General features: G+C 47.4%; 16 protein-coding genes. 12 read left to right on the forward strand and 4 right to left on the reverse strand.

The features are described 5' to 3' along the window. Window positions 1-72: 72 nt before the first annotated feature. Window positions 73-1,722: an NAD(P)H-hydrate dehydratase gene (locus tag NSQ91_RS02320; RefSeq protein WP_340916293.1), complete on the forward strand. Its 1,650-nt coding sequence runs from the start codon at window positions 73-75 to the stop codon at window positions 1,720-1,722. Window positions 1,723-1,738: 16 nt separating this feature from the next. On the opposite strand, the gene NSQ91_RS02325 is transcribed toward NSQ91_RS02320, so the two are convergent. After that, window positions 1,739-2,194, reverse strand: a complete 456-nt coding sequence (locus tag NSQ91_RS02325; RefSeq protein ID WP_076142073.1) for a hypothetical protein — start codon at window positions 2,192-2,194, stop codon at window positions 1,739-1,741. Between the two features lie 31 nt (window positions 2,195-2,225). Continuing rightward, the gene (locus NSQ91_RS02330) at window positions 2,226-3,125 is read right to left on the reverse strand and encodes an SDR family oxidoreductase (protein ID WP_076304333.1); all 900 of its coding nucleotides are present in this window, start codon (window positions 3,123-3,125) and stop codon (window positions 2,226-2,228) included. Between the two features lie 125 nt (window positions 3,126-3,250). Here NSQ91_RS02330 and NSQ91_RS02335 point away from each other — a divergent pair, with 125 nt between their 5' ends. The 4 genes from NSQ91_RS02335 (at window position 3,251) to sdaAA (ending at window position 5,989) form a co-directional block, all read left to right on the forward strand. After that, window positions 3,251-3,826: a DUF4269 domain-containing protein gene (locus NSQ91_RS02335; protein ID WP_076304334.1), complete on the forward strand. Its 576-nt coding sequence runs from the start codon at window positions 3,251-3,253 to the stop codon at window positions 3,824-3,826. Between the two features lie 2 nt (window positions 3,827-3,828). Next, the gene (locus NSQ91_RS02340; protein WP_076304335.1) at window positions 3,829-4,248 is read left to right on the forward strand and encodes a GNAT family N-acetyltransferase; all 420 of its coding nucleotides are present in this window, start codon (window positions 3,829-3,831) and stop codon (window positions 4,246-4,248) included. Window positions 4,249-4,403: 155 nt separating this feature from the next. Beyond that, a complete protein-coding gene (sdaAB, locus tag NSQ91_RS02345; protein ID WP_076142076.1) occupies window positions 4,404-5,114 on the forward strand; it encodes an L-serine ammonia-lyase, iron-sulfur-dependent subunit beta in 711 nt (236 codons plus the stop codon). Further along, window positions 5,111-5,989 carry an L-serine ammonia-lyase, iron-sulfur-dependent, subunit alpha gene (gene sdaAA, locus NSQ91_RS02350; protein WP_036682621.1) on the forward strand — a complete coding sequence of 293 codons (879 nt, stop codon included), beginning with the start codon at window positions 5,111-5,113 and terminating at the stop codon, window positions 5,987-5,989. Before sdaAB ends, sdaAA begins: the two co-directional genes overlap by 4 nt. Before the next feature lie 2 nt (window positions 5,990-5,991). On the opposite strand, the gene NSQ91_RS02355 is transcribed toward sdaAA, so the two are convergent. Beyond that, window positions 5,992-6,294, reverse strand: a complete 303-nt coding sequence (locus NSQ91_RS02355; RefSeq protein ID WP_076124555.1) for a hypothetical protein — start codon at window positions 6,292-6,294, stop codon at window positions 5,992-5,994. A gap of 62 nt (window positions 6,295-6,356) precedes the next feature. On the opposite strand from NSQ91_RS02355, the gene NSQ91_RS02360 reads away from it, so the two are divergent. Then, on the forward strand, window positions 6,357-6,554 hold the full coding sequence (locus NSQ91_RS02360; RefSeq protein ID WP_036682616.1) for a YwbE family protein: 198 nt from the start codon (window positions 6,357-6,359) through the stop codon (window positions 6,552-6,554). 73 nt (window positions 6,555-6,627) lie between these two features. Here NSQ91_RS02360 and NSQ91_RS02365 read toward each other — a convergent pair whose 3' ends face one another. Continuing rightward, window positions 6,628-7,344: an HNH endonuclease gene (locus NSQ91_RS02365; RefSeq protein ID WP_076124553.1), complete on the reverse strand. Its 717-nt coding sequence runs from the start codon at window positions 7,342-7,344 to the stop codon at window positions 6,628-6,630. Window positions 7,345-7,710: 366 nt separating this feature from the next. On the opposite strand from NSQ91_RS02365, the gene NSQ91_RS02370 reads away from it, so the two are divergent. The 6 genes from NSQ91_RS02370 to NSQ91_RS02395 all read left to right on the forward strand — a co-directional run bounded on the left by NSQ91_RS02370 (window position 7,711) and on the right by NSQ91_RS02395 (window position 16,231). Beyond that, the gene (locus NSQ91_RS02370) at window positions 7,711-8,100 is read left to right on the forward strand and encodes a hypothetical protein (RefSeq protein WP_249267764.1); all 390 of its coding nucleotides are present in this window, start codon (window positions 7,711-7,713) and stop codon (window positions 8,098-8,100) included. Between the two features lie 52 nt (window positions 8,101-8,152). After that, window positions 8,153-9,172, forward strand: a complete 1,020-nt coding sequence (locus NSQ91_RS02375; RefSeq protein ID WP_076124550.1) for a LacI family DNA-binding transcriptional regulator — start codon at window positions 8,153-8,155, stop codon at window positions 9,170-9,172. A 394-nt stretch (window positions 9,173-9,566) separates the two neighbouring features. Next, window positions 9,567-10,904 carry a glycoside hydrolase family 30 protein gene (locus NSQ91_RS02380; protein ID WP_076142079.1) on the forward strand — a complete coding sequence of 446 codons (1,338 nt, stop codon included), beginning with the start codon at window positions 9,567-9,569 and terminating at the stop codon, window positions 10,902-10,904. Window positions 10,905-10,932: 28 nt separating this feature from the next. Beyond that, window positions 10,933-14,160 carry a cellobiose phosphorylase gene (locus NSQ91_RS02385; RefSeq protein WP_076304336.1) on the forward strand — a complete coding sequence of 1,076 codons (3,228 nt, stop codon included), beginning with the start codon at window positions 10,933-10,935 and terminating at the stop codon, window positions 14,158-14,160. Between the two features lie 173 nt (window positions 14,161-14,333). Next, window positions 14,334-15,323, forward strand: coding sequence for an ABC transporter permease (locus NSQ91_RS02390; RefSeq protein ID WP_036682605.1), 990 nt, complete (start codon window positions 14,334-14,336; stop codon window positions 15,321-15,323). A 17-nt stretch (window positions 15,324-15,340) separates the two neighbouring features. Next, window positions 15,341-16,231, forward strand: coding sequence for a carbohydrate ABC transporter permease (locus tag NSQ91_RS02395; protein ID WP_036682603.1), 891 nt, complete (start codon window positions 15,341-15,343; stop codon window positions 16,229-16,231). The last annotated feature ends 4 nt before the right edge of the window (window positions 16,232-16,235 follow it).

Raw genomic sequence — 16,235 nt, forward strand, 5'->3', positions numbered from 1 at the left:
CTTGCGCTCGGGATTGTACTTGGAATTGCGTGTGAAGCTTTGGAACGGTAGATAGCGGAAAGGGGCTAAATCATGTATCTGGTAACTGCTGAGCAAATGAGGCAGCTGGACAGCGAAACGATCCAGCAGCTGGGGATTCCAGCGATTGCGCTGATGGAGAATGCGGGAAGAGTTATCGCAGAGGAGATCATCGCGCTTTGCCGGGAGAGAGGCGGGGCAGGCTGCAGAGATGCAGCCGAAGGGAACGATGCCGGGCTAAAGCAGGCCGCGCTGGGTGACCCAGGCAAGGCATTTAAGGTCAGCGCAGATCATGCGCTGACGCTTGCCTCTGCCGCCGCCGAGCGATGGTTCATCCTCGTCGGCAAAGGCAACAACGGCGGCGATGGCCTCGCCGCCGCACGGTACCTTCGCGAGACCGGCATCGCCGTCACGCTCGTCTATGCGGTGCCGCCGGAGTCGCTCTCCGGCGAGGCCGCCCTGCAGCGCGATGCGGCTGCAGCCATGGGCCTGCCTGCCGTAGTATACGGCAGGGATCGGCTGGACCTTGCCGAGTGCAGCGGCATCCTGGATGCGCTGCTCGGCACCGGCGGCGCGGGAGCCCCGCGCGGCGCCTATGCGGAGCTGATTGCCGCAGCGAACAGCAGCGGCAAGGTCATTGTGTCCGCGGACATCCCCAGTGGTCTGAACGCGGACACAGGAGAGACGCATGGGCCTTGCATTCATGCGTCAGTGACGGTATGCCTCGCGTTTCTCAAGCGAGGCCTCCTGCAATACCCCGGTGCAGGCGCAGCGGGGCATGTCAAGGTACGGGCCATCGGCATTCCGACTGCTCTGGCTCTTAACAGCGGTGTGCAGACTCATCTGCTGACACCGGAAGTGCTGCATGCCCATCTGGGGGTCGATCTGGCCCGGCGGCGGTCGCCAGAAGGCCATAAGGGAACTTATGGGCATGTACTCCTTGCTGCCGGCACCTTACGGATGAGCGGCGCCGGACTACTGGCAGCCCGTGCTGCGCTGCGCACGGGCTGCGGATTGGTGACGTGGGCGCTTCCTAAGAAGCTGTTACCTTCCGTCATCGGTGTTGTTCCTGAACTCATGCTGGCTGATGTAGGTGGCAGTGAAGAGGGAAACTGGGAGGCTGAGACCGCGCCCGAGCTACTGAAGTTAAGCGAAGAGCGAGATGTAATCGCTGTGGGACCAGGTCTTGGACGGTTCCCGGGTGATACAGATTGGCTTCGCAGTCTTTGGGAAGGCAGTGATTGCCCGCTGGTTATCGATGCGGATGCTTTAAATATTCTGGCTGACTCCGATTATAAGAGTTGGGCGCGGCGCCGTCATTCTGTAATTCTGACACCTCACCCAGGCGAAATGGCTCGCCTGGCTAACCTAACTACGGCTGAGGTCCAACGTGACCGAATCGGTCTGGCTATGGACTATGCCAAGGAGCATGGGGTTACGCTTGTGTTAAAAGGAGCACATACCGTGATAGCAACTCCTGAAGGGCAAGCTTATGTAAATACCACAGGCCATCCCGGCATGGGCACTGGTGGAGCTGGTGATGTGCTAACGGGCATGATTTCCAGCCTGCTGGCTCAGGGACTTCATGCTACGCAGGCAGCAGCTTTTGGGGTATACCTGCACGGATTAGCAGGAGAGGAAGCAGCCCGTCAGCGGAATAATCCGGCGGCTATTATTGCCGGAGATATCATTGAAGCGCTTTGAGTATCCCTAATAAGGCTTATGACAGCAGTAAGCAGAGCAGTGGCAGAAATAGGGCGAATACTGGCAGCAACAGAGGAAACCTTTCTACACCAAGCTGGGTCACTCTGAGAAGGAGTAGTCCAAGGACTCCACCCAGACCCCATAGCAGATACTCTGCACCTTGTTCCGCTGCCAGCCATAGACCTGCACCAAAACCCGTGACGACATATACAGCAAGGGGCAGGATAGGGGATTTGGAGCGCAGAATACGCAGCAGTACATCTGCTACTAACGCCGCAGGCAATCCATAAGCATAAATGGCATAAGGAATCGATAGTGGCCAGCCTTCAGGAATTCCATCGGATTGTGGAAATCCAAGCATAAGTAAGGTAATAAGGACGTAAGTTAGCCCTGCGCAGGCTAATTTGGTTAATGCGTACATGCCACTGCTTAGGCGGACAGAAGAGATATCATAATCATTTATCTTATTCATTTGATATACATTCCTCTCGTGGTGTAATGCATCAGCTGGTGACCATGTCTCCACCATTGACATGAATACATGTCCCGGTAACATACGAAGAATCCGGTCCCGCTAAATAAAGATAGGCTCCTGCTAACTCATATGGCTGTGCGGCACGTTTAAAGGGTGTATCCGTCCCAAATACACTAACCTCATCTGCAGAGTAGCTGGAGGGAATTAGTGGTGTCCATACAGGTCCGGGAGCTACGCTATTGACACGAATGCCAGAGTCTACGAGTGATAAGGCTAAAGAGCGGGTAAAGGAGACGATCGCGCCTTTAGTTGAGGAATAATCTATAAGCTCTTTATTTCCTTGATAGGCAGTAATGGAAGCAGTGTTGATGATGGCTGCGCCTTTTTTTAGATGTGGAAGTGCGGCTTGTGTCAGGTAAAAGAATGGAAATATATTCGTCTGAAACGTTTGGTAGAGCTGTGCTTCCGTGATATCCAGAATACTTTTTTGCGGATACTGGACACCATGATTGTTGACGAGGATGTCCAGCTTGCCAAAAGTGCGAAGGGTATGCTCCACAGCCTTGAAGCAGTTTTCCTTATGGCGTAAATCAACTTCGATCCGCAAACAACGTTGCCCTAATTCTTCAATTCGCCGCTGAGTGACCTCTGCATCTGAAGCTTCGTATAAATAAGCTATAGCGACATCTGCGCCTTCCTTTGCAAAAGCAATGGCCGCCGCTTTACCAATTCCGCTGTCGCCTCCGGTGATGAGCGCAATTTTTCCTTTTAGCTTTCCGCTGCTGGTGATCTCCGGATTTTCACTGATGGGGCGAGGATTCATTAGACTCTCTAGACCAGGCTGACGGTCTTGGTGCTGTGGGGGAAAAGCAATAGGCTGTTCCTTACATATCGTTTGTTCCCCATAATAGGGGTAGGTGGGGTTCATTTTTACATACACTCCTCCTTGCCTTCTATCTTCCGTATATTTCTATGCATGCGCCTAGAAAAGCGTGCGCTGTTATCCGGTCCTGCCTGTGTTTATAACCTAGTTCGAGGGAGCGTTTGTCAGAGATGAATGATTGGCGAAACATAGATTATCTGAATTGTGGAACTCCAGTGCAAAAAGAGGTCTATACCCTGTTAAGAAAATTAAATATTATGAGTTTGCTGGCCGACTATAACCCGGTGCTGGTTGGCACAGTGCCGCTTGGAATTCAGGTGAAGGGCAGCGATCTGGATATTATTTGTGAGGTGCATGATTCCGTAAAGTTTACGGACGTTGTTAGTCGATATTTCGGAACCATGGATGAGTTTACTAGTGTATCGCGTGTGGTTGATGGGGTCCCACGAACGAAAATTAACTTTATGGCCGGTGGCTGGCCTATAGAACTGTTTGGGCAGCCGCGACCCACAGCTCTGCAGAATGGTTACTTACATATGATCATTGAAGCGGAAATTCTAGCTCAGCTGGATAATGATTTTCGCCAGCAGATCATTACAATGAAAACAAACGGGTGGAAGACCGAACCTGCCTTCGCGCAAGTGCTGGGCTTGGAAGGTGACCCTTATGAAGCGCTGCTGATGCTGGAAAAGCTTCCGCGGAGTGCTCTTTATGCTTTTTGTCATTCTATACAAGCGAGGGGATAGACATGAATTATCGAGAGATGATTGCGGATGATTATGAAGCTGCCTACCAGCTATGGGAAAATACAGAGGGAATGGGACTTAGTGAAGCGGATTCGAGACTGGAGATTGCGCGTTATCTGGAGCGTAATGCTGGCTTCAGCCAGATCTGCGAGAATGAAGACGGCCGGATTGTAGGAACTGCATTGTGTGGACATGATGGGCGAAGAGGTTATATGTATCATGTTGCAGTTAGTAATGACTGCCGAGGCATGGGCATCGGGCGTGAGCTTGTAAAGCGTTGCCTCGGTAATTTACATGCAGCTGGTATCGCAAAATGTCATCTGATGGTGATTGGAACCAATGAACAAGGAAGAGGATTCTGGGAAGGGATAGGCTGGCAGTATAGAGGTGGAATTATGTTATACTCCCAGGATATCTTGTGATACATAAGATGTGAAATGAAAATACTATCTAAGTAAAATATCATTAGATTAGAAGTGGATATATCACAGCAAATGTAACGGTGAACTCCGACTGCCAGTGCAGTATACTATATATGAGTTTGATAATTGCCTATTTTGCAGGCAGGAGGTCTTTTATGCGTTTTAAAGATGTGTTTTCAATTATTGGTCCGGCCATGGTCGGGCCTTCAAGCTCGCATACAGCCGGTGCGGCACGGATCGGAAGGGCTGCAAGGCAGGTGCTGGGTGAAGTGCCGCGTGTGGCAGAAGTGACGTTTTTTGGTTCTTTTGCAGCTACTTATCAGGGCCATGGCACAGACAGGGCTATTGTCGGAGGACTTTTGGATTACGCTACCGATGATCATCGGTTACCCGACTCTCTGGAGTTAGCGGCTGAAGCTGGGATGGAAGTATCTTTTGAGCAAGGAACGGGATTGTTTCCTCATCCTAACACAGTTAAACTGCATCTTATCGGACAAGAGACAGGAAGTGAGCTGACTTTAACGGGGACATCCATCGGTGGTGGAAACATTGAGATCGTCGATGTGGATGGTTTTGGAGTAAAGCTTACGGGAATGTATCCGACGGTATTGATTCATCATATGGATTATTTAGGTGTTCTGGCGAGTGTTACAGAAGTGATGCGTAACGGACAATTTAATATAGGGCATATGTCTCTGGATCGGAAGAATCGCAGCGGTGCAGCCTTAACGGTACTGGAGCTGGATGAAGCTGCTACTCCAGAGCTTATTGAAGCGCTTAAAGCGCTCACTGCGGTGAAATCAGTGAAATTGGTTAATTTAAACGAGGGTAAGCAAGATGAGAAGGGGAAGGAAAGCTTAACATGAATTTTCAAACACTTAGTCAACTGGCTGTATTATGTGAGGAACGTGGCCTTACCATTGGAGCCCTTATGCTTGAAGAGCAAAGCGCGGAATCGGGACGTTCCAGTGAACAGGAATTTGCCACTATGCGTGAATATTATGGGGTGATGAAAGAGGCTGTTCATCGTGGGATGCATGAAGATACCACTTCGCGCAGCGGTCTTACGGGAATGGATGCCCAGCGTGTAGGAGCCTATAACGCAGCAGATGAACCATGCCTAGGTGGACCCGCTGGTCAAGCAATGGCCTATGCCTTGGCTGTGTCCGAGGTTAATGCCTCAATGGGCCGCATAATTGCTACACCTACCGCAGGTTCATGCGGAATTATTCCGGGTGTATTTCTCAGCTGCCAGGAACGGTTTGGCTGGGATGATGACTATATGGTTTCCGGTTTGTTCGCTGCAGGAGCGATCGGTTATGTCATTGCCAACAATTCGTTTGTATCTGGTGCAGAGGGTGGCTGTCAGGCGGAGGTCGGGTCGGCCATCGGGATGGCGGCAGGAGCTTTAACCGAACTGCGTGGAGGAACGCCTGCACAAGCAGTGCATGCTGTTGGACTGGCGCTTAAGAACACATTAGGACTGATTTGTGATCCGGTGGGAGGACTTGTAGAGATTCCTTGTATCGTTAGAAACGGATTCGGTGCAGTGACCGCGCTCGCCGCCGCCGATATGGCACTGGCTGGCGTACGTAGCGTGATTCCTTCAGATGAAGTAATCAAGGTCATGCTTGAGGTAGGCTCAGCTATGCCAGAAAAACACCGCGAGACCGCAGGTGGCGGATTAGCACAGACACCTACCGGCCGCAAGATCATGCAGGATTTACGTAAAAAGAAGTGATTTTAGAGCATTTTGAAACGTTCCAACTGTTCCCATAATCCTTCCTTCCGAAGGATTTCTGCTTGTTTGGGTCCCAAAAGGTCAAAGTGGGGGAATGGCGAACGATTATGAATATATTTAGCCGGCAGTCCATTTTCCTCACACCAATATGTTAGTCTGGTTAGGTCACTACAGCCGACCTTGGTGACAGTAGTCATGCCGGGAAAACGCGGGTCTAGCCAGTAATGGGTTAAGAAAGCGATCTCTCCTGCGGAGACAGCCTTTTTCCAGCGGGTTAATTCTTCTCTGTTGATGCCAAAGGCCATTACGTCTCCTCCTTATGTAGTATAGTTGACAACATTATAACCCATTGAAAGGGGATTACATCATGAACGGACAGGTAAGAGCCGATATTCGTCCTGGGCTTGAAGTGGATATTGTGCTTAAGCAGGATCAGCCGACGGGTAAGCTAACACATGGAACGGTAAAGGATATTCTCACGAACTCACCTCGACATCCGCATGGCATCAAGGTGCGTTTAACCAGTGGACAGGTAGGACGAGTTAAGAATATTGTTGCTAACTAACAACAATAAACTTTACTTTTGATTTTTATAAAAAAGCGCCCCTAATCAACAGAGATTGGGGCGCTTTTCTTTTTTATCTGCTCATAAAATCCTCAACGGACTGATCGGCTTTGGTCTGATTACATAACGTACAAGCGCAAACGCAATTATCCGGAGTAGTATGGCCACCTTTAGCACGGGGGAGCAAGTGATCTATAGTGTCTCCATAGGAGCCACAGAAGTAGCAAGTATAGTTGTCTCTGGTCAATATATAAGCACGGAAATCCTTATTGCTGTAAATCCGGCGGATGGTTCGGCGATTCACTACGATAGCGGCATGTTCTCTGACTAGAGTAACTGCAAGCTCGTAGTCAATTTCCTGATGCCAGCGCCGTCCTTTATCACTGTGGCCACGCATTAGAATTTTCCCTTTGGCAGAGGGAATCAATTGCGTTGGATCTTCGGGACTCAGTTTCGCGCCTTGAGAATGAGAATGTTTCCTTCGTTGTTCCAAGCCCCGTATGCGCTGATTTGGGTTGGATTGCGGTGAAGAAGCAACCGTAGGCTTTCCTTGTTTGGAGCGTTCCTTGACAGCCAAAGAAGGGGATTGAATGGTATCAGTTTGTACTGGAATGGGACCTGCTGCAAGAGTGAGATCTATGTTTTGTCGTTGATTGCGGCACTCCCGACAAGCGCCACGGCGAGACTGACCTTTGGAACGTTTGCCGGTACGTTTACGAAATTCAGAGAGCGGCTTCTGTTGCTGGCAATAGGTACATTGTTTGGTGGATAAAAGATGGGTATCGTTCATAGATATGTTAGGTTCAGCGCAACTTAGCGCCCGTCCTGTCTCCTTGTTTTTTAGGATCCAATGTATTTTATTTATTAGATTCAGTCGGCAGGGTTAACATTTCGTTCTAATCTTAGTATAGCGTAAAATACAATCGTTCACATCGCACTCAAAAAAAGCTTAAATACGGCTTTTTGTGTGATATCTGTCTTGGTGACATTCAGGAAAAACATGTAAAATCGAAAAGAGCTGTAAGGAATGCTCTACTTTTTAAACATGGGAAGGGGTACTGAAATGAAGCCAACCAAAAGAAGGCCGTTTACGGTAACATTGCTTTATATTTTTCATATATTTTTGGGGGTTGGAGCGTTAGCAGGAGGCGGGTCAATGGTCATAGATCCTAGTGGTGATCTGATACACATACCCACATCTATGCTGGAAAGATCGCCATTTTCAGATTTTTTAATTCCGGGTATTTTGCTATTCATCGTATTTGGTATCCTGCCCATGCTCGTGTTATATGGGTTGATCAAGAGACCAGAATGGCATTGGGTGAATACTTTGAATCCCTTTAAGAAATTATATAGCTTCTGGGCATTGTCCCTATATATCGGCTTTGGTCTAATTATTTGGATTATGGTACAGACGTATATGCTCGACAGTGTGGTAATCATACATCTGGTCTATATGAGTCTAGGGCTTTTGATCCAAGCTGTTACGCTGCTTCCTTCCGTACAAAGTTACTTTTTGCTGGACGGCGGTACCGAAAGACGTTAAAATTGCAGTGAACAGAAGGTATTTCATTAGTCTGGGCAAGGAGTGAACCGGATTGACAACTATATACGATATTGCCAAAAGAACCGGTTACTCTCCTACAACGGTATCCAAGGCGTTTAATAATTATTCCGATGTACGGGAGAAGACTCGCCAGGAAATTTTTCGGGTTGCCCAAGAAATGGGATATTTGCCGAATTCCCATGCCCGTACACTGACTACTAAGAAATCATGGACCATTGGTGTATTGTTTGTAGAGAATACGGGATTTGGTATTCGCCATCCCTTTTTTAGCGCTGTGATTGAGAGCTTTAAGAAGGTTGCTGTGGATAAGGGGTATGCCCTCATGTTTATTTCCAAGGATGTTGGGGGTAAACAAAGTGGGTATTTGGAGAATTGCCGAATCCGTGGTGTAGATGGTGTTGTCGTTTTCTTGTCTGATTACGAGGACCCCTATTTCCGTGAGCTGCTAGAGAGTGATATTCCTACTGTGATTCTGGATTTTGAGACTAACCAGTCGCATACGGTATGTTCGGATAATACGGCTGGAGCTCAGCTTGCGATAGAGTATTTAATTTCTTTGGGTCATCGCAAGATTGCTCATATTTCCGGGGGGATGAACACTTTTCCCGGTAAAACTCGGGAGTTAGGGTATAAGAACGCTATGAAGCAGCAGGGGCTTGAAGTGCCGGCGTCCTATGTTGTGAATGGAGCTTTTTATTCTCGTGAAAGTGGTTATAACGCGATGCTGGAGCTTCTTAAGCTGCCTGATCGGCCAACCGCTGTTTTTGCTTCGGGTGACATGTTAGCTTTAGGGGCTATTATGGCGGCAAAAGATAGTGGACTTTCCGTACCGCGGGACCTTTCAGTTGTGGGTTACGATGATATTGATCTAGCTGAGTATGTTACACCTGCATTGACAACCATTCGTCAGGATACGGCACTTTTAGGAAGCCGGGCAGCGGACATTCTTTTAGCATCGATTGAAGGGAAACAGTTGGATAAGGAAGCGGTTTTAGTTCCGGTAGAAGTGATCGAACGGGAATCCTGTGCGCCTCCGGCTAGAAGGAATTAGAGCTGTATCAAATTCCATAACTACAGAGAGCGGGCTGCTATCCACAGGATAAATCTTGACGTAGAGAAAAGAGTCCTGATAAAGTAGAGGACATCATAGCTTGAATTTTTTCTATGCGGTATTTGCTACAGCGTATTCAGAGGAATAGGGCTATAATGGGCATATTGTTATGCCGCTTTTTACCTGCTCTCGTTAGATCATTTTTTTTCGTTATAATCGAAACCGGTTTCGATTATAGGTTTCGAATTGAGATGAAATCAAAATTTACCGAGGGCTTCCTTGAATTTTCTCAAACGTTTCAGTGGCCCATCGCTTCGAACCCTAACATCGGATGGTGATCCAGTAAAGGCAGTGCTTGTTGTTAGTAACAAAACAATTAGAGGAGATGGATGAAATGGCAAAAGTTCAAACTGTAGTAACTGCAAAAGATACAGGGGAACGCTTAACTCCGAAAGAGGCAATTGTTTTTAGCACAAGAGTAGATTCTGGATCTGCCGATGTAGAGCTTAGGCCAGAGCAGGAGTTCCAAAAGATGATCGGATTTGGCGGCGCTTTCACAGAAGCTGCGGCCTATACGTTGTCACGGCTCAGTCCTGAGAAACGGGCAGAGGTTATTCACCGCTATTTTCATCCGGTAGAGGGATTAGGCTATAACATGGGTCGTGTTCATATCCATAGCTGTGACTTTGCTCTTGGAAATTATACTTATGTCGCTGATCATGATACGGAGCTGGCTACCTTTGATATCTCTCATGATCATAAGTGGGTGCTTCCGCTGATTAAGGATGCAATGCAGGTAAAAGGCGGACCGTTCACGATGTTGGCGTCTCCTTGGAGCCCTCCGGCATGGATGAAAACAAATGGTGAAATGAATAATGGAGGATCACTCAAGCCAGAATACGCTGAAGTTTGGGCACGCTATTATACCAAATTTATCGAAGCTTATGGGAAGGAAGGCGTACCTATTTGGGCGGTTTCCGTGCAAAATGAGCCGGCTGCTGTTCAAGTCTGGGATTCTTGCATTTATAGTGCGGAAGAGGAACGCGATTTTGTTAAAAATCATCTCGGTCCAGTGATGCAGCAGGCAGGCCATTCCGATGTGAACATTGTCATCTGGGATCATAACCGCGATATTATGGTCGAACGTGCTTCGGTCGTGTTGTCTGATCCTGAAGCTGCACAATATGTGTGGGGTACAGGTATCCACTGGTATGGTGGTGAGGAGTTCGACAAGGTAGAGAAGGTACATGATCTATTTCCTGACAAACATCTATTGTTCACTGAGGGCTGTCAAGAGGGCGGCGTCAAGCTTGGCGAATGGTTTACAGGTGAACGTTACGGCAGAAATATGATTGGGGATCTCAATGCATGGACAGAAGGGTACCTGGACTGGAACCTGGTACTGGATGAGACCGGCGGGCCCAATCATGTAGGGAATCTCTGTGATGCCCCAATTATTGCAGATACAACAACAGACGAATTGCACTATAACAGCTCTTATTATTATATCGGGCATTTCAGTAAATTTATCGCGCCAGGTGCGGTACGGATTGGCTTTACTTCTGAAGCGGAAGGAATCCTATCCACAGCATTCCGTAATCCGGACGGCAGCATTGCTGTCATATTGATGAATGAGAGCGAAGAAGTTCGCACAGTAACCCTGGGGCTTGGCGATGAGATTGCCAACTGCGAGCTATCCCCTCATTCTATCGTAACGCATCTGATTTCATAAATAAGTAACAGTTTAGGAGGACATTAACGTGAGTAATTATTATTTCCAATCAGGTAACTTTGTAATGGAGCAGTTTGATACAGGAAAGCCTTTCTCTAGTTTCCTGCCAGGTCTTGCAGGTCTTAAGGGAATTCCAATGTGGACTTTTTATGTAAACCGGGGGCAAGCGATTTGCAGCTTTGGGGTACGCGACAAGAACTCGCCAATCATGGAATTCTCTCCAGCAAATATCTCTTATAAAGACGTAGGAACCACCGGATTCCGAACCTTTATTAAAATAAAAGGCGAGCAAGAGATTTATGAGCCATTTCAATCGGCACGTCCAGATTCTGCCGCCAAGCGGATCATGACCATTTTGCCTAACGGACTGACCCTTGAAGAAAGCCATGCCGGGCATGGGCTGAAGACGACTGTACACTATTTCAATCTGCCTAATGATGATTATGCCGCGTTGGTACGTCGGGTGGAGATTGAGAATATCGGTGGCAAAGAGATTGAGCTGGAGCTGATGGATGGTCTGCCTGAGATTTTGCCTTACGGAGTAGAAAACAGCGGCTACAAGGAGATTGGTAACCTGCTGCGCAGCTGGATGGACGTATACAATCTGGAGAACGGTATTCCGTTCTATAAGCTGCGTTCCAGCACCAATGATAGTGCACAGGTTAGCGAAATCACAAATGGACATTTCTATCTGTCGTTTACTGGAGAAGGAGAAAAAGTCGCGCCAATCGTTGATTTCGAACTTATTTTCGGCGGCAATACCTCTCTTACTTACCCAGACCGTTTTGCGGAATTAACGCTTTCGGAGCTGAGTGAGCTTCCACAATATCCAGTCAATAAGGTTCCTTGCGGCTTCAGTGGTGTGGCTAGACGTTTGGCACCCGGCAGCAGCTTGACCCTGAATACTTTGGTTGGGCATGTAAATGACATCGACAAAATCAATAAAAAGGCGGAGCAGTTATGCCGGGATGAATATATCCTGTCCAAATCCAAGGAAGCCGCAGGTCTGACAGAGCAATTAACAGAAGACATTGCCACGCACACTTCATCGGCTGTGTTCGATGCTTATTGCCGTCAGTCCTATCTCGATAACTTCCTGCGCGGAGGCTATCCTTTTATTTTTGACAATGGCGGAGATGGCTTTGTAGTTCATTTATATTCCCGCAAGCATGGCGATTTGGAGCGCGACTATAACTTCTTCTCACTTGCCCCAGAATATTATTCACAGGGGAATGGTAACTTCCGTGACATGAATCAGAACCGCCGGAATGATGTGTTTTTTAATCCGAAGGTGGGCAGCTTCAACATCAAAATGTTCTATAGCTTGATTCAAGCAGATGGCTACAACCCACTAAGTGTTCAAGGAACAACCTTTGAAGTGAAGCCAGACAGCAAAGCGAAGGCTGCGGAATGGATCGGAGAAGCGGCTGCGGATCATCAAGCTGAGCTTGTTAAGCTATGCAACAGCCGGTTCACCCCAGGCAGCCTGATCAATTACATTGCGGATCAAAACGTTACGCTGAAGGTTAGTGAGCAGGAGTTTCTGTCGGGTCTGCTGGCTCTTTCACAGCAAAACATTGAGGCTGCTTTTGGCGAAGGCTTCTGGTCTGATCACTGGACATATAATTTGGATCTCGTAGTAGGTTATTTGGACATTTTCCCTGACAAGAAGCAGGAGCTTTTATTTGGGGATAGTACTTATGCGTTCTATGACAGCCCAGCATATGTGCTGCCACGTAGTGAGAAGTATGTAATTAGTGACGGAAAAGCCCGGCAATATGGCGCCCTCCTTGAGGATGAGGAGAAGCTGCATAAGCTGAAATGGAAAGCTGGAGATACCCATTGGCTGCGTACCAAAGGTGGGCAAGGTGCTATTTACCACACCAATCTGTTCGTGAAGATGTTGTCTCTTGCTTTGAATAAATTTGCTACGCTTGACCCTTACGGCATGGGTGTGGAGATGGAAGGCAACAAGCCGGGCTGGAACGATGCTATGAACGGTCTGCCGGGATTGTTTGGCTCCGGAATGAGTGAGACTTTTGAGCTGAAGCGTACTGTAGTCTTTTTGCTGGATGTGCTGAACGGTGCTGAGAATGTACAGGGAGCTGTAAAGCTGCCAGAAGAAATCGCGGAGCTGCTTGAAGCGGTATATCACGCGGTAACTGCTGTCCTAGCAGGAGAAGTGGAACAATTCAACTATTGGGATACAGTAGCTTCAGCCCGTGAAGCTTATAGAGCAAGTATCCGGTTTGGAATTACTGGTGCTGAAACTGAAGTAACCTTGGAACACATCCGCGAAGCCCTTTCCAAGTTCCTGGTTAAAATTGATGAGGGGATCAACAAGGCGGTAGAAATGGGCAATGGACTTACCCCAACCTATTTCCGTTTTGAAGCGGAGAAATTCCATCAGGTAACAGATGCTGAGGGTCAGCCAGTCATTAGCGGATACGGATTGCCAAAGGCTGTGGTAGAGGAGTTTAAGGCTTATGCCTTGCCTTATTTCCTTGAAGGACCTACCCGCTGGTTGAAGACGATGAAGAACCCGGTGCAGGCAAAAAAAATCTATAATCTGATTAAGCAAACAGAGCTGTATGATCAGGCAACATCTATGTATCAGACCTCTGTTAGTCTAGAAGGTGAATCGCATGAAATCGGACGGATGAGAGCCTTCACACCAGGCTGGCTAGAACGGGAGTCTAACTTCCTGCACATGTCCTATAAGTATTTGCTTGAGCTGCTGAAGGGCGGGCTGTATGAGGAATTCTACGGCGAGCTGAAGACGTCGCTGGTGCCATTCCTTGATCCTGCTGTTTATGGACGCAGTACACTGGAGAATTCATCATTTATCGCAACTGGAGGCAATCCTGATCCAAATAACCATGGTAGGGGGTTCGTAGCGAGACTTAGTGGATCGACCGCGGAATTCTTAAGCATGTGGAGAACAATGATGGCTGGAAGCCATGTTTTCAGAATGGAGGATGGAGCGCTTACGCTGTCTCTCGATCCGGTATTGCCAGGATGGCTGTTTGATGAAGAGGGCAAACTGTCTTTCACTTTCCTAGGGAATACGGAGGTAATCTATTCTAACCCAAAACGTGAAAATACCTTTGGCGAGAAGAAGGTCAGCATTCAATCTTTGATGCTTGTATACCGTAATGGAACTGTGACTAAAATATCTGGAGCGTTCGTGCGCGGTGAAGAGGCAGAGGCTCTGCGGCGTGGAGAAATTGCACAAATTCAAGCAGTATTAGCATAAAAATAGAGGGGCGAGCTGCGGCTCGCCCTTAAATTTTCACTCAATCCGAAAAATGGTACCTATAATCCGAAATTCAAAGCCTTACGGAGACAGGCAAAAGCAAATACAATGGATACATAACCATTGTAAGCGCTTTAGATTAAATACAGATATAGAGCCTGGAGGTCCAAAGGATGGAGAACAAAAAAAGCATGGAAGTAAGCTCAGCGATGAAGCCGTTAATTCCTGGCAATTTCGAAACCGGTAAAGTAAATCGGAGCCCGCTTTGGAAGAGGTTCATTGCCCAGCGTCATTTGCAGACAATGGCTCTACTCGGCATTGCGTGGATGATAATCTTTAACTACATTCCCATGTATGGAATTATCATTGCTTTTAAAGATTACAACATCGTTAAAACGATTGCAGAAGCCCCATGGGTGGGACTCACACATTTCAAAGAGTTCATGGATGATGACAATCTCTCGAATGTAATTAAAAATACGCTCGGCATCAGCTTGTTTAAGCTAATTATCGGATTTCCATTGCCAATAATATTTGCTCTATTTCTGAATGAAGTTCGTTCAATGAAATTCAAGAAGACCATACAGACGATTTCGTATTTGCCCCACTTTCTCTCATGGGTGGTACTCGGAGGGATTTTGGCTACATGGCTTGCTGATGTAGGAATTATCAATAACATTTTGCTAGCGCTTCATCTGATTGATCAGCCAATTACATACTTGGCTGAGCCTGGTTACTTCTGGACAATTATTATCTCCTCTGATATCTGGAAAGAACTTGGATGGTCAGCGATTATCTATTTAGCAGCAATTTCCGGTGTATCTCCTGAAATGTACGAGGCGGCGACAATCGACGGCGCGGGCAGATTTCAGAAGATGTGGTATGTTACCTTGCCGGCGATTAAATCGACAATCAGCATTCTCTTCATTCTCGCGGTCAGCGGAGTGCTGAACTCCAACTTTGATCAGATTCTGGTCCTGCGCAACTCACTGAATGATAGTGCAAGTAATGTAATTGATTACTATGTGTACTATACAGGGATTCTCTCAGGCCGATTCTCTTACTCAACTGCAGTTGGATTGTTAAAATCGGTTATCGCTCTAATATTGCTGCTGATTGCCAACCAAGTATCTAAAAAAATCAACGATACATCGTTGTTCTAGGATAAGGAGGACCATATATGTTTGCACTTAAGCGTAAAACCAAGGGCGAGGCCCTGTTCGATATCATCAATAACCTCATCATGTTATGTATCTGCTTCATAACGCTTTACCCGATCTGGTACGTATTGGTTAACGCCTTCAATAACGGTAATGACGCCATGCGGGGAGGAATCTACTGGTGGCCGCGGATGTTCAGCTTTGAGAATTTCGAGGCCGTGTTTGCCAGCCCCGGCATCATGCAGGCGATGTGGGTTACTGTCGCCAAAACACTTTTGGGTACTGTACTGCATGTATTTTTCACAGCGATGGTAGCTTATGCATTCTCCAGAAAAAACCTCATTGGCGGTAAGTTCTACATGCTGATGGGTACAGTGACTCTCTTTTTTGGCGGGGGACTCATTCCTACCTTCCTGCTGATGAAGGACCTTCACCTATTGGAGAATTTCCTAGTCTATATTATTCCGGTTATGTTTAGCTTCTTTGATCTTATTATCTTCATGACCTTCTTCCGGGAGATTCCCGATGGGCTGGAAGAAGCGGCACGGATTGACGGTGCTAATGATTGGTCCATCTTTCTAAGAATCGTACTTCCAGTATCCATGCCTGTAATTGCTACCATTGCGCTGTTCCATGGCGTGTATCAGTGGAATGATTACTTCACGGGCATGATCTATATCAATAATACTGATCTGCAGCCGATTCAGACGTATTTGTTCCGGGTCGTCGCACAATCGAGCTCTAGTCAAATGATGGTCGCTGTACAAGGCAGCAGCGTTACGAGAAGCGTAACGTCACAGTCCATTAAGCTGGCGACGATGGTAGTGACCACATTGCCGATAGTATTCGTGTATCCGTTCCTGCAGCGTTATTTCGTTAAAGGGATGATGATCGGCTCCATTAAGGGCTGATATC

The organism is Paenibacillus sp. FSL R7-0048, from assembly GCF_038004505.1.
GTDB classification, from domain to species: domain Bacteria; phylum Bacillota; class Bacilli; order Paenibacillales; family Paenibacillaceae; genus Paenibacillus_AQ; species Paenibacillus_AQ odorifer.

Excerpts from the sequence above, each read along its gene's own strand:
- NSQ91_RS02355 (WP_076124555.1), bottom strand. The coding sequence starts at position 6,294 with ATGGCCTTTGGCATCAACAGAGAAGAATTAACCCGCTGGAAAAAGGCT.
- sdaAB (WP_076142076.1), top strand. The coding sequence starts at position 4,404 with ATGCGTTTTAAAGATGTGTTTTCAATTATTGGTCCGGCCATGGTCGGG.
- NSQ91_RS02330 (WP_076304333.1), bottom strand. The coding sequence starts at position 3,125 with ATGAACCCCACCTACCCCTATTATGGGGAACAAACGATATGTAAGGAA.
- NSQ91_RS02395 (WP_036682603.1), top strand. The coding sequence starts at position 15,341 with ATGTTTGCACTTAAGCGTAAAACCAAGGGCGAGGCCCTGTTCGATATC.
- sdaAA (WP_036682621.1), top strand. The coding sequence starts at position 5,111 with ATGAATTTTCAAACACTTAGTCAACTGGCTGTATTATGTGAGGAACGT.
- NSQ91_RS02325 (WP_076142073.1), bottom strand. The coding sequence starts at position 2,194 with ATGAATAAGATAAATGATTATGATATCTCTTCTGTCCGCCTAAGCAGT.
- NSQ91_RS02335 (WP_076304334.1), top strand. The coding sequence starts at position 3,251 with ATGAATGATTGGCGAAACATAGATTATCTGAATTGTGGAACTCCAGTG.
- NSQ91_RS02360 (WP_036682616.1), top strand. The coding sequence starts at position 6,357 with ATGAACGGACAGGTAAGAGCCGATATTCGTCCTGGGCTTGAAGTGGAT.
- NSQ91_RS02380 (WP_076142079.1), top strand. The coding sequence starts at position 9,567 with ATGGCAAAAGTTCAAACTGTAGTAACTGCAAAAGATACAGGGGAACGC.
- NSQ91_RS02370 (WP_249267764.1), top strand. The coding sequence starts at position 7,711 with ATGGTCATAGATCCTAGTGGTGATCTGATACACATACCCACATCTATG.
- NSQ91_RS02320 (WP_340916293.1), top strand. The coding sequence starts at position 73 with ATGTATCTGGTAACTGCTGAGCAAATGAGGCAGCTGGACAGCGAAACG.
- NSQ91_RS02390 (WP_036682605.1), top strand. The coding sequence starts at position 14,334 with ATGGAGAACAAAAAAAGCATGGAAGTAAGCTCAGCGATGAAGCCGTTA.
- NSQ91_RS02340 (WP_076304335.1), top strand. The coding sequence starts at position 3,829 with ATGAATTATCGAGAGATGATTGCGGATGATTATGAAGCTGCCTACCAG.
- NSQ91_RS02365 (WP_076124553.1), bottom strand. The coding sequence starts at position 7,344 with ATGAACGATACCCATCTTTTATCCACCAAACAATGTACCTATTGCCAG.